12 protein-coding genes are annotated in these 13,116 nt (G+C 53.0%); 2 read left to right on the forward strand and 10 right to left on the reverse strand.

Features of this window, described 5'->3' with window-relative positions; translation table 11 throughout:
- Positions 1–146: 146 nt before the first annotated feature.
- The 7 genes from gmd to JI741_RS22610 all read right to left on the reverse strand — a co-directional run bounded on the left by gmd (position 147) and on the right by JI741_RS22610 (position 6,934).
- The gene (gmd, locus tag JI741_RS22580; RefSeq protein ID WP_202013691.1) at positions 147–1,265 is read right to left on the reverse strand and encodes a GDP-mannose 4,6-dehydratase; all 1,119 of its coding nucleotides are present in this window, start codon (positions 1,263–1,265) and stop codon (positions 147–149) included.
- Positions 1,266–1,306: 41 nt separating this feature from the next.
- Entirely contained in the window at positions 1,307–2,254 is a 948-nt protein-coding gene (fcl, locus tag JI741_RS22585; RefSeq protein WP_202013692.1) for a GDP-L-fucose synthase, read from the reverse strand.
- Between the two features lie 177 nt (positions 2,255–2,431).
- Positions 2,432–3,196, reverse strand: a complete 765-nt coding sequence (gene cysQ / locus JI741_RS22590) for a 3'(2'),5'-bisphosphate nucleotidase CysQ (RefSeq protein ID WP_202013693.1) — start codon at positions 3,194–3,196, stop codon at positions 2,432–2,434.
- 9 nt (positions 3,197–3,205) lie between these two features.
- On the reverse strand, positions 3,206–4,465 hold the full coding sequence (cysN, locus tag JI741_RS22595; RefSeq protein WP_202013694.1) for a sulfate adenylyltransferase subunit CysN: 1,260 nt from the start codon (positions 4,463–4,465) through the stop codon (positions 3,206–3,208).
- A gap of 72 nt (positions 4,466–4,537) precedes the next feature.
- Entirely contained in the window at positions 4,538–5,443 is a 906-nt protein-coding gene (gene cysD, locus JI741_RS22600) for a sulfate adenylyltransferase subunit CysD (RefSeq protein WP_202013695.1), read from the reverse strand.
- A gap of 51 nt (positions 5,444–5,494) precedes the next feature.
- On the reverse strand, positions 5,495–6,088 hold the full coding sequence (gene cysC / locus JI741_RS22605; RefSeq protein WP_202013696.1) for an adenylyl-sulfate kinase: 594 nt from the start codon (positions 6,086–6,088) through the stop codon (positions 5,495–5,497).
- A gap of 306 nt (positions 6,089–6,394) precedes the next feature.
- Entirely contained in the window at positions 6,395–6,934 is a 540-nt protein-coding gene (locus tag JI741_RS22610) for a KdsC family phosphatase (RefSeq protein WP_202013697.1), read from the reverse strand.
- Positions 6,935–7,068: 134 nt separating this feature from the next.
- Here JI741_RS22610 and JI741_RS22615 point away from each other — a divergent pair, with 134 nt between their 5' ends.
- On the forward strand, positions 7,069–9,516 hold the full coding sequence (locus JI741_RS22615) for a penicillin acylase family protein (RefSeq protein ID WP_202013698.1): 2,448 nt from the start codon (positions 7,069–7,071) through the stop codon (positions 9,514–9,516).
- Complete coding sequence (locus JI741_RS22620) at positions 9,513–9,863, forward strand: hypothetical protein (protein ID WP_202013699.1); 351 nt, start codon at positions 9,513–9,515, stop codon at positions 9,861–9,863. The genes JI741_RS22615 and JI741_RS22620 overlap by 4 nt, the downstream gene beginning before the upstream one ends.
- 30 nt (positions 9,864–9,893) lie before the next feature.
- On the opposite strand, the gene JI741_RS22625 is transcribed toward JI741_RS22620, so the two are convergent.
- The 3 genes from JI741_RS22625 to JI741_RS22635 all read right to left on the reverse strand — a co-directional run bounded on the left by JI741_RS22625 (position 9,894) and on the right by JI741_RS22635 (position 13,116).
- Positions 9,894–10,661 (reverse strand): type III pantothenate kinase, encoded by a 768-nt coding sequence (locus tag JI741_RS22625; protein ID WP_202013700.1) that lies wholly within the window; start codon positions 10,659–10,661, stop codon positions 9,894–9,896.
- Positions 10,662–10,708: 47 nt separating this feature from the next.
- The gene (locus tag JI741_RS22630) at positions 10,709–12,349 is read right to left on the reverse strand and encodes a CotH kinase family protein (protein ID WP_202013701.1); all 1,641 of its coding nucleotides are present in this window, start codon (positions 12,347–12,349) and stop codon (positions 10,709–10,711) included.
- 74 nt (positions 12,350–12,423) lie between these two features.
- Complete coding sequence (locus tag JI741_RS22635) at positions 12,424–13,116, reverse strand: SIR2 family NAD-dependent protein deacylase (protein WP_202013702.1); 693 nt, start codon at positions 13,114–13,116, stop codon at positions 12,424–12,426.

Genomic DNA, 13,116 nt, shown 5'->3' on the forward strand with positions numbered 1-13,116 from the left:
TTTTAAACTGCCAAACGAGGCAAATATACGCGATATGTATGATTTAAGTCGGAACCTTCAGCAACGTTTGTCTTGGTTTAGGTTGGGCTTCGTTACACTCCGCCCAAGTTCCGTATGCCAGGACGAAACCTCTGACAAGGTTCTCCCTACTCATGGAAATTATAAACCCTAAACCCTCCCTGCTTCAAGTGACTCTCCCCGCGCATCAGGTCCAGGTCGGCATCCACCATCTCCCGAAGCAAGGCATTCACATCATACTTCGGTTTCCAGCCAAGCACTTGTTTCGATTTGGTAGGATCGCCCAGCAACAGGTCCACTTCTGTGGGACGGAAATAACGAGGGTCGATTGCCAGCACTTCATCGCCTGGTTTCAGCGCGTTGCCTTCAATCACATTTTTCACCGAATCGATGATGCCCACTTCATTCACACCTTGACCTTTGAACACGAGGGTTGCTCCCACATGCGCGAAAGCGCGGATAATGAACTCCCGGACCGAAGTGGTCTCGCCGGTGGCAATAACATAGTCATCGGCTTTCGGTTGTTGGAGGATCAGGTACATCGCTTCGATATAATCTTTGGCGTGGCCCCAATCGCGTTTGGCGTCAATGTTGCCCATGTATACCTTTTGCTGCAAACCCAGCACCATGCGGGCTACAGCGCGTGTGATCTTGCGCGACACAAACGTTTCGCCTCTCAGCGGCGACTCGTGGTTGAAGAGAATGCCGTTGCACGCATACATGTTGTAGGCCTCGCGATAGTTCACAGTAATCCAGTAGCCATACATCTTGGCCACGGCATAGGGCGAACGCGGATAGAAAGGGGTGGTCTCAGACTGCGGTATCGCCTGCACTTTTCCGTATAGCTCAGACGTTGACGCCTGATAGATGCGTGTCTTCTCCGAAAGGCCGAGCAGACGCACGGCTTCGAGAATGCGCAATGTGCCAATAGCATCGGTGTTGGCCACATATTCGGGCATTTCAAAACTCACGCGCACATGGCTCATAGCCCCCAGGTTGTAAATTTCGTCGGGTTGAATTTCTTGTATCAACCGGATCAGGTTGGTCGAGTCGGTCAGATCGCCAAAGTGCAGCTTCATGCGGGCGCCCTTGTCGTGTGGATCTTGATAGATATGATCGATACGGGCGGTATTAAACAGAGAGGATCTCCGCTTCAGGCCGTGCACTTCATAGCCGCGATCCAACAAAAACTCTGCAAGGTAGGCGCCGTCTTGTCCGGTTATGCCTGTAATAAATGCTTTTTTCATAGGTATGGTTTGCGTCGACCGTTGCCGGTCGATGATCTTTTTTATTTCACTACACTATACGCACCGATCTTCTCCAGAAAATCCTGATAGGTGATCCGTATGCCTTCTTTCAAAGAGGTTTGATGCCGGAAGCCGAGCTTGTGTAACCGCTCCGAGTCCATAAGTTTCCGGGGTGTGCCGTCGGGCTTGGTTTTGTCAAACCCCACACGACCTTTAAAGCCCACCGTTTCAGCAATAAGGTGCGCGAGGTCCAGAATGGATACTTCCTCGCCTGTGCCCACATTCACGATATCGGGTTGATCGTAGTTCAGCATCAGGAACAGGCAGGCCGCACCAAGGTCGTCGGCAAACATAAATTCACGCAAGGGTGTGCCCGATCCCCAGATTACCACCTCATCCAATCCCTGCTCTTTGGCTTCGTGGAAGCGACGCAGCAGGGCTGGCAGAACGTGAGAGTTTTGGGGATGATAGTTGTCGCCAAAACCATAGAGGTTTGTGGGCATAACCGAAATGAAATGGCGGTTGTGTTGTTTGGAATACGCCTGGCAAAGTTTCACCCCGGCAATCTTGGCTATGGCGTAGGCCTCGTTCGTTGGCTCAAGCGATGATGTGAGCAAACTTTCTTCATGAATAGGCTGGGGTGCAAACTTGGGATAGATACAAGACGAACCCAAAAACAACAATTTCTTGACATTATAGCGATAGGATGCCTCGATCACATTATTCTGGATCATCAGATTGTCGTATAAAAAGTCGGCCGGAAAGTTATTGTTTGCCAGAATGCCTCCCACTTTTGCCGCCGCCAGAAACACATATTCGGGTTGCTCTTTTTGAAAGAACCGGTCAACGGCTTGCGTGTCCTTCAAATCCAGTTCGTTGGATGTAGCAGCGCAAAGGTTAGCATACCCCTCCTGCTGTAGTTTCCGGTAGATGGCAGACCCCACCATGCCGCGATGGCCCGCCACATAAATCTTAGCATTCTTCTCCATGAAATACTTAATTCCTCATCAATGGTTTAATCCGGGTGCAAATATACCAGTTACCAAAGATTTTACCATTGTAAAGTCACGTAATGCCTGATGACCACCAGGGAATGAGCGGACATTTTTAACCAATAACACAAAACATCAGCCTGGATTGGGATGAGTGCCCATGCCTGGGGCGGTTCAGTACGCCAGAAAATAAGGATTCAATAGATTTTCCTTATTGTAAGAAAGCACCCCGGCCCCATCTGCCAGCCTCACCTGCAGCCCAGCCTCGCGCACAATGGCGTCGGCGGCGGCGGTGTCCCATTCCATGGTGGGGGCGTGGCGGGGATAGACGTCGGCTTTGCCCTCGGCGAGGAGCATGAATTTGAGGCTGCTGCCGGCCGAAACCAGCGCGGGTTGCGTCAGGGTGTTGATAAACGCCTCTGTTTCAGGGCTCAGGTGCGAGCGGGAGGCTATCACTTTCAGGTTTGGCTGCTTTAGGTCGGCCGCTGGGCGCCGAGCAATGGGCATGGTCTGGCCGTTACGCTTCACAAAGGCTCCATGCCCCTCGGCGCCATAAAAAACGTCGCCGGTCACGGGCACGGCCACTACGCCGAGCACGGGCCGGCCCTGGTGGATGAGGGCGATGTTGACCGTGAATTCGTCGTTGCGCTTCAGAAATTCCTTTGTACCGTCAAGGGGGTCTACCATCCAGAAGTAGTCCCAGTTTTTTCGGTCGGCGTAGGGAATGTTTTTGCCCTCTTCGCTAAGAATGGGAAAGGGCGACGAAGGCGACAGCAAATGGCTGATGGCCTCGTGTGCTTTTTTGTCGGCAAGGGTCAGGGGGCTGTTGTCCCCTTTGGCCTCGGCCTGAAAGTCTCCTGAACGATACACCGTCAGAATCTCGTCGCAGGCCTTCTCGGCGGCGGCCAGGGCCAGGGGAAGTAGCGATGCCAGGTTCATGTGACGGGGTTAGATAATCATGCCTGCAGCCACGGTTTCGTTTGTGCCTTCGTCTACCAGGATGACGCTGCCGGTGATGCGGTTGCGGCGGTAGCTGTCGAATGTCAACGGTTGGGCTGTACGGATTTTTACGCGGGCAATCTCGTTCATGGTGAGCTCGTTCACGTTCTCGATGCGGTGCAGGGTGCTGATGTCGAGCTTGTATTGTATTTCCTTCAGCACACCGCGCACTTCTTTGGTGGTGTGGCGCACAAAAAGTTTTGTGTTTACGCTGATGGGACGTTGGTTCATCCAGCACAACATCAGCTCCACGTCCTGATCGGCGTTCGGATGGTTGTTGGGCTTGGCAATGATGTCGCCGCGGCTGATGTCGATCTCGTCTTCGAGGGTGATGGTCACCGACATGGGCGCGAAAGCTTCTTCGAGCGCCTCTCCTCCCAGGTTGATGGATTTGATTTTCGATGTGAAACCGGAAGGCAGCACCAGCACATCTTCTCCGGGTCTGAAAATACCTCCAGCTACACGCCCGGCATAGCCACGAAAATCGTGGTGTTCTTTCGACTGCGGGCGCACCACATATTGTACGGGGAAACGACTGTCGATGTGATTGTAGTCGCTTTCAATGTGCACCGTCTCCAGCATGTGCATCAGCGTAGCGCCCTGATACCACTCCATGTTCTCGGAACGGTGCACCACGTTGTCGCCAACCAGCGCGCTGATGGGCACAAACTGAATGTCGGATATCTCCAGCTTGGAGGAAAATGCTTTATAGTCTTCTACAATTTTCTCGTATACATCTTCCGCATACTCCACCAGGTCCATCTTGTTCACACACACAATCACGTGCGGGATCTTCAGCAGCGATGCAATGAACGAGTGGCGATGTGTTTGCTCCACCAGTCCTTTACGCGCATCGATGAGGATGAGCGCGAGGTTCGCGGTCGACGCGCCCGTCACCATGTTGCGGGTATATTGAATGTGGCCGGGTGTGTCGGCGATAATGAACTTGCGTTTCGGAGTGGCAAAATAGCGGTAGGCCACATCAATGGTGATGCCCTGCTCCCGCTCCGACTTCAGGCCGTCAGTGAGCAACGAAAGATCCACATAGTCGAAACCTTTCTTCGCGCTGGAGGCTTCTACGGCTTCAAGCTGATCTTCAAAAATAGATTTGCTGTCGTATAGCAACCGGCCAATGAGGGTGCTCTTGCCGTCGTCTACACTGCCGGCGGTGGTGAAGCGAAGAAGTTGATTATTTTGGTGGTAGTTCATGATGCGTGTTTCAAAATGTTAAGCGATGCCCTGTTCCCTTCCGCTAGCTTCGGATGAGGTGTGCAGGGCAGTCTAGAAATAGCCGCTTTTCTTGCGGTCTTCCATAGCGGTTTCCGATCGCTTGTCGTCGGCCCGTGTGCCGCGTTCGGTTTTGCGCGAGGCGGCAATCTCTTCGATGATTTTCTCCACGGTGTCGGCTTCCGATTCCACAGCCCCGGTGATGGGCATGTCGCCGCAGGTTCTGAAGCGCACAATTTTTTTTGAGGGCACTTCATTTTCTTTCAGCTTCAGCCACGGCGATGTGGAAAGGATGGCGCCGTCGCGCACAATCACCTCGCGTTCGTGCGAAAGATAGAGCGATGGGATGGGAATGTTCTCGGCAAAAATGTATTGCCACACATCCATCTCCGTCCAGTTGCTGATGGGAAACACACGGAAGTGTTCGCCCATGTGCTTGCGTCCGTTGAAGAGGTTCCAGAGTTCGGGCCGTTGGTTCTTGGGGTCCCACTGGCCAAACTCGTCGCGGTGCGAGAAGAAACGTTCTTTGGCACGTGCCTTTTCTTCGTCGCGTCGTGCGCCACCCATGGCGGCGTCGTATTTATGTTGTTCAATGGTGTCGAGCAGTGTCACGGTTTGAAGTGCGTTGCGGCTGGCATTCCAGCCGGTCTCCTCCTTGGCACGACCCTTATTGATGCTTTCCTGCACAGAACCGACCACGAGTTTCACGTCGAGTTCGTTCACGAGCCAGTCGCGATATTCCATCGTCTCCGGAAAATTGTGACCGGTGTCGATGTGCACCAGCGGAAACGGAATGCGCGCGGGCGCGAACGCCTTGCGCGACAAATAGGCCAGCACAATGGAATCTTTCCCGCCCGAAAACAACAAGGCCGGCTTTTCAAATTGTGCCACTACTTCACGGATCACAAAGATCGCCTCTGCCTCCAGCTCCTTCAAATGACTAAGATAATATTGACTCATTCGCGATGTTATTACAAACTTCTATATACGTACGCTTCCCACGGCTGTGGGTTACTTCCATTTGATGCGCGGCAAAATAAACGCCATCAGCTTCTCGATCGACTCCTCCACACTCCACTGCCCCGTGGGCACCGCCAGGTCAGGACGCAGCGGTGTTTCATAGGGCGAATCGATGCCCGTGAAATTCTTTACCTCACCTGCGCGGGCTTTCTTATACAATCCCTTCACGTCGCGCTGTTCGCACACTTCCAGCGGCGCATCCACAAAGATTTCGATATAGTTCTCTGCACCCACAATTTCCTTCACCTGGTCGCGATCGGCATTGAAGGGTGAGATGAATGCCGACAGCACAATGACGCCTGCGTCGGTCATCAACTTCGAAACCTCTCCGATGCGGCGGATGTTTTCTACACGCCCTTCGTCCGTAAACGTCAGGTCTTTGTTCAGGCCTGTGCGAATGTTGTCGCCGTCGAGCAGATAGGTTTTGAAACCCAGCGCATGCAACTGCGCCTCCAGTTGAACCGCCAGCGTAGACTTGCCGGATCCCGACAGGCCCGTGAACCAGATCACCGTGGCCCGCTGATTCAACACCTGCTGACGTTGTTCCTTGCTGACTTTGGTTTTGATGGGATAAAGGTGATTCATGCCTGTTATTTTAATACACTAAAGTCTACTTATTCTATAGTGTTTTACTATATTAAATTCCGGGCAAAGGTATAAGGAATGGATAAAACTACAAGGTGGGGATTTTGGAAAAATGCTCTCACTAACGGTTGTTGGCATTGCACTTCAAGCAAATGAAAGATCGACAATCGTCGTAGTGGATTGAATTAGACGTTGTTTGTCGTGACGCTCAGGTTTTCAAACGAATATTTCTGACGACGCTTCAAATTTATGGTCACGTTGTTTCGCATAGCGGAGCCGCGGTGTATCGTTCAGATTGGACAGCCTCTACCCTCTCACAATTTTTTCCATCTCACCCCGGGCGGCCAACACCAGATCGGCCACCTCGCGCACCACGCCTTCGCCTCCTTTGGCGCGGGTCACCACGTCCACCTCCTGCTTCACATACTCAAACGTGTCGTTGGGGCAAACGCTGAGACCGGCCAGACGCAACACGGGCAGGTCGTTGATGTCGTCGCCGATGAACGCCACTTCCTTCATTTTCAGCTTATAGTGCTTCACCAGCTTTTCGAACACGGAGGCTTTGTCAATGATGCCCTGGTGGCAAAAATCCAGTTTCAACTCCGCCGCGCGTTTGGCCGTGGCGCCGGAGTCGCGGCCCGAGATGATGCCGGTGAGGATGCCCGCTTTCTTCAGGTGGTTCATGATGAACCCATCCTTCACACTGAAGTTCTTGGTTTCCTTGCCATTCTCGTCATAAATGATTTTGCCGTCGCTCAGCACGCCGTCGGCATCAAAGAAAATGGCTTTGATGTTGCCGGCCCGCTTCACTTGCTCTTTGCTGTAGGAGGATAAAATGATTTTCAAACGTTCGTAGATTTTCGGTGTAACCTTCCGAAAATTAGGAAAAGCTTTTTATTTTACCTCTCTGTTTCAAAACTCCATTTCCCCGTTGCTCCCCTCTCCATCGGAAATGCGAGGAAACAGGTTAAACCTGTATTATGCGTCTCTACAAATTTGTTGCGTCGCTGGCCATCACGCTGGCACTCGTCTATGGTTTAGATCACCGGTGGGAAGTGGGCGGCAGTCCCATTCCGCCCTTGGGGCGTTTTCTCGATCCATTTCAGGGCTTCTGGCATAACCTCGAACCCGCGGCTCCACACCGGGAAGCTTCGCTGTCCATCCCAGGCCTGCAAGCGGCCGTCACGGTGTCGTTCGACAGCCTGAACATTCCCCACATTTTCGCTCCCGACGAAGCTTCACTCTATTTCGCACAAGGCTACATCACAGCCCAAAGCCGCCTGTGGCAAATGGAATTTCAGACGCACGCCGCAGCGGGAAGAGTTTCGGAAATCACAGGGCCTGGTCCGCAAAACGCCGTGCTCGACTACGACCGGGGTCAACGTCGCCTGGGACTTGTCTTTGGCGCCGTCAAGGCCCAGCAAGCCTTTGAAGGCAACCCGCAAACCCGCGCGATGGTGGAACAATACACCGCCGGCATCAACGCCTACATTCAGTCGCTGCACTATGCCGACCTGCCCTTCGAATACAAACTCCTCCACTACGCACCCGAGCCGTGGTCAAACTTCAAATGCGCGCTACTGCTGAAGAGCATGGCCCAAAGCCTCAATCTTGATGACAAAGACATGGAGATGACCACGGCGCTGAAAGCCTTTGGCCTTGATAACGTGGAGTTGCTCTACCCCGACCGTGAGGCCGTGAGCGACCCCATTGTAGACAAACCCGGCGGCTGGAAATTTAACCCCGTAACACTCGACAGCGTACCGTCTGCCCTTCCGCCGGAATTGATCGGCATCAAAAAACTTCCCCACGCCGATCCCACCACGGGCAGCAACAACTGGGCGGTGAGTGGCAGCAAGACCGCCAGTGGCGCACCGTTGCTGTGCAGCGATCCGCACCTCAACCTAAGCCTGCCCTCGCTGTGGTATTGCATTCAACTCTCTGCACCGGGCGTGAACACACTCGGCGCCTCGCTGCCCGGCGCACCCGGCGTGATCATCGGCTGCAACGACTCGGTGGCCTGGGGCGAGACCAACGCGCAACGCGACCTCGAAGACTGGTTCAAGATCACCTTCCAGGACAAGACACACGCGAAATACATGCTCGACGGAAACTGGGTAGACACCAAAAAAGTGGTAGAGTCTTTCAAGGTCCGCGGCACCGAAGTGTTCTACGACACCGTGCTCTACACCCATTGGGGACCGGTCACCTACGACGAGACCTATCATCCCGAATCCAATCAAAAATATTATGCCTTCCGCTGGATTTCCCACGACGCATCCAACGAATTCCTCGCCTTCTATAAACTGAATCGTGCGCACAACTACGCCGACTACATGGCCGCGCTGGATCACTACGAAGCGCCTGCTCAAAATTTCGTGTTCGCCTCAACGGCAGGCGACATCGCCATGCGCGTGCAGGGGAAATATCCGGTGCGCCGTGCGCTCGAAGGAAAATTCGTGATGGATGGCACCCGCAGCGCCAACGGCTGGCAGGCATTCATTCCCTTCGATCAGAATGTGATGGACAAAAATCCCGCACGGGGTTTTGTGAGCTCCGCCAATCAGATCCCTGCCGACGCCACCTATCCCTACTACATCACCGGCAACAGTTTCGAAGCCTATCGCAACCGCCGCATCAACACGCTGCTCGCAGGCATGCAACACGTCACACCTGCCGACATGATGAAGATGCAAACCGACAACTTCAACATGCCCGCCTCCGAAGGCCTCCCCTATTTTCTGAAGGCTCTGGATTCGATGAAGCTAAGCCCCACCGAGAAAAAAGCGCGCGACCTTCTCGCCTCCTGGAATTTCATAAACGACAAAACATCGGAAGGAGCATCCTACTTCGAATGCTGGTTTGACCATCTCACACCCATGCTTTGGGATGAGATGACCCGGATCGCCATAAGCTACCCCACTACCTATCAAACCCTTTACCTGCTAAAACAAAATCCCGCGCTCCCCTTCTTCGACATCCAGGGAACACCCGAAAAAGAAACAGCAAAAGAAGTTTTGCAGAAAGCCTTTGTGAAAAGTGTGGCGTATGTAGAGGCGTGGAAAAAAGAGCATGGCAGCGCACGCGTAGACTGGGGCGACTACAAAGACGGCTACGTGGGCCACATCATGCGCGTGCCAGCGCTCGGCGTGCATGTGAAAGCGGGCGGCAACCACGACATCATCAACGCGCACTCGCGCACGCATGGCCCCTCGTGGCGCATGATCACCAGCCTTGAAAAATCGGGGGTCAAAATGTGGGGCATCTATCCGGGTGGTCAGTCGGGCAATCCCGGCAGCGCGCATTTCAAAGACATGCTGCAGCCGTGGGTAGATGGTCAGTATTTTCCCATTCCGTTTCTTCGTTCATCGGCCACACAAGACCAGGCCATTTCCTTCACCACACAACTCAATCCTGTTCAGCCATGAAGTTTATCACGCAAGTTGTTGCCATCGTTGTAGCGGCCTATATTGCACAGCTTTTTTTTCCTTGGTATAGCCTGGCCGTGGCGGCGTTTGCCATGGGCTACTTTTTCAAATCAAAAGCCAACTTTCTCGCGGGGTTCATTGCCATTGGCCTGTTGTGGTTTGTGAAAGCCTGGTGGACCGATGCCGTTGCAGCATCCGATCTTTCCGCACGCGTGGCCGAAATACTCATGCTGAACAACAAACTTCTGCTCATGTTGCTCACCGCATTCCTGGGAGGGCTGGTTGGAGGTTTCGCTGCGTTAACGGGATCGTTGTTGAGGTATGAACGTAAGATGAAATATTATTGACGAAACGTTGCGCGCCACGATGGATTTTAATCAACGATACATTTCACTGATCAGCTTCAGCCCGTTTAGTGTTAAGAAAGGGTCCATCACATCAAACGTTTCTTTCAGCGAAGGAATTATGGACGACAGCCCGCCGGTTGCGACCGATTTCAATCCATCATCTTTCAATTCAGCTTTGATGCGTTGCAGCATGTGTTTCACCATGCCCTCATAGCCCACCAGCACGCCCGCCTGAATGGCATGCACAGTGCCTCGTCCCAACACTGACGTGGGCATGGTTAGTGGCACGTCAAAAAGTTTTGCTGTGTTTTGGGAAAGCGATTTGATGGCCGTCTTCAGTCCGGGTGCGATAGACACGCCCAATATTTCTCCGTCGTTCGCCAGGGTTGTGAACGTGAGGGCCGTTCCAAAATCAACCACCACACAACTCCGCTTGAACAACGTGAACCCCGCCAGCGCATTCGACACAAGGTCGGCCCCAATTTCGTAGGGACGCAATATTTTTATCGGCAGCCGCGAATACACATCCGGCCCCAGCACCACAGGTTCTTTTTCAAAGAGCATGTGGGCCACCTGCACAATCTTTCCTGTGAGGTCGGGCACCACGCTGCTAATCACAACGTGACTCACATCGCCAACCCCAAGCCGGTTCTCCAAAAAATGTTCGCGCACTTTCATGGCATAAAAAGTTTCCTGCAAGTCGGGCAGCGACGGCACGCGCCACACCGGCTTCCACTCGGTTCCGGCATGAAGACCAATGGTGATGTCTGAATTCCCGATGTCGAACGCCAATAGCATAGGTGACGATTTTAGAAAGTATGTTTTAAAAATACGCTGTAAAACTTTTATTGTTGTGCCACTTTGCCCTGCCCCAGCACAAGATTTCCCTGGCGCACGGTGTAATAATAAAAACCTTGCGGCGCCTCCACCTGCCAGGTGTACTGATAGTGGCCAGCTTGCACCGCATTGACCACCACCGTGTGCGACAGTCTTCCCAGGGCGTCATACATCTTCAGATTGATTTCGCCAGGCTTCTGCACGGCATAGTCCAGCGTCAACATTTTGCTGAAGGGGTTGGGGTAAAGCGACGCTGCGCCTTCGGCACGAACCGCCGGAGCAACATCAGTCACAAGTTGCGGAATGTTTTTGTCGAGCCATGCCATGCGTTTACCGATCCAGTCTTTCAGGTGGTTCACTTCATCCTGGTAGGTGTTTCCAACGTAGTCGTTGGGCCACAAATAGGTGCCCAGCACGGGCCACGCTTCAAAGTTCCGCTGTTGCGCACCGGCGTTCAACACCGTGGCCACGGAGTCGACATAGGTCAGCACCACCGACTCCTTCCAGGTTGTGGTGCGCAGGTTCGTCCAGCGCGAGGCAAGTTTTTGTTTGAAGGCCGGATCTTCCAGCAAGCGTCCCCACCAGAAGGGGATCTGATAGTAGTCGTCGGAACATACCGTATTGAACGATAATGCAAAATTCTCGGGCTCACCCTTGGTGCAATAGTCGGCGTTGCCAAAGCCCAGGTTAAAATCCCACAACGGCCCCATCGTCAGTTTGCCACCGTCGGAGTCGCGTTGTTTGTAAAAAAAAGTACTGAGCCGATAGCCATCCACATTCTTGGTCATCTCCTGCATCAGCAAAAAGTCGACAAACGAATCCACATCGATATACTTGGCATATCCCTTCTCAGCGTCCTTGAAGCTATCTCCAGCCAGAGCATCTTCAAATTGTTTCACATAGTCCTGGATATATGTTTTTTGTTCCGGAGCTATCGCGTCATACTTCGGCTCTTCATATTGAAAGTTCACATTCTGCCACGCGGTGGGCCTGGGCTTGTGTGAAGAGATCCATCCCTCGCCGCTATCGCCCGTAGCTTTGTCAATCTTGATGATGTAGCCACCGGTAAGGTTGTCGCCCGAAGTTTCGTCGGGGTCCAGTTTATTGATGTTGACACGGCCCTTGTCGCGTTTCACTTTTTCAATCACCACATACACTCCCCTATACAGGTCGTTCATCACCAGCTCACAAAATTTTGTACGGGGTGCATAACGTCCCTGGTCACGGCCCAGTTTATAGGCCAGCACATCACGCATGAGTGTCTTGTCGTTGTAAGGCGCAAAAAATACCCAATCTTCTTCTTTTGGAAATCCAAAAAGCGCAGTCTCCAGGTCTTTGCCGTTGGCATCGTGAAGTTCCACGCCGTATTGTTTTTTGGGAAACATCTGCGATGACGAACCACGGATTTCAATACCCATCTTTCCATTGTATACATTAAACGCGTCGGTGGGTTTGTTTTGCATACCCACGCCGTTGTCGATGATGCCCAGGTCGGCCGTGATCTTCGGATCGTCCACGATTTCCTGACCTTGGGTTTGGATGACGATTACTGGCAGGTTTGAACTGGTGAAGTTCACCGCGTTATCCTGCGCCCGGATCGGCACACTCGCCATGACCAGTATAAAGCTCAGTAAAATCTTTTCGCGCATGCGGGGTTCTTCTTATGTTCCCCGAATCTACCACTCCGCACGCGAAATGTAAAATAGCGGGGTCTTTCCCTCGGTCAACGCCATTCGGCCAAGGCCAGCTTTACCTTCTCCATGCCGGTGCTTGCCTTTTCGGCAAACATGCGAATGGTTGGGTCGCTGCCTATGTCGGGCAGTTTTGGATCGACAACAAACTTCAGCGCATCGTGCGGCACATAGTTGATTAATCCTGCTGCGGGATACACCACCATAGACGTTCCCACCACTATAAAAAAATCGGCCTTGGCTGCATACCCGGCGGCCACCTCCATGAGCGGCACCATTTCGCCAAACCACACAATGTTGGGACGCAGCTGCGATCCCTTCTCGCAAAGATCGCCAAGCTTCAGTTCCCAACCTTCAATGGGATACACCAGATTTTCATCTTTCGAGCTTCGCGATTCAAACAAGCTGCCGTGCAAGTGAATGACGTGCGACGAACCGGCACGCTCGTGAAGATTGTCGACGTTCTGCGTCACCACTGTCACATCAAATTCTGCTTCGAGCTCGGCCAGAATCTCGTGACCTCGGTTGGGAAATACTTCCAGGGCGCGCTTGCGTCGTTGGTTGTAGAAGTCCATCACCAAAGCAGGATTCTTTTTCCAGCCCTCCGGTGTTGCCACCTCCATCACATCGTGGCCCTCCCACAATCCATCCGAATCGCGAAAGGTCGGCACGCCGCTCTCTGCACTGATGCCCGCACCGCTCAACACTACCAGTTTTTTCTTCAT

The sequence above is a fragment of the Chryseolinea lacunae genome (assembly GCF_016735595.1).
GTDB lineage: Bacteria > Bacteroidota > Bacteroidia > Cytophagales > Cyclobacteriaceae > Chryseolinea > Chryseolinea lacunae.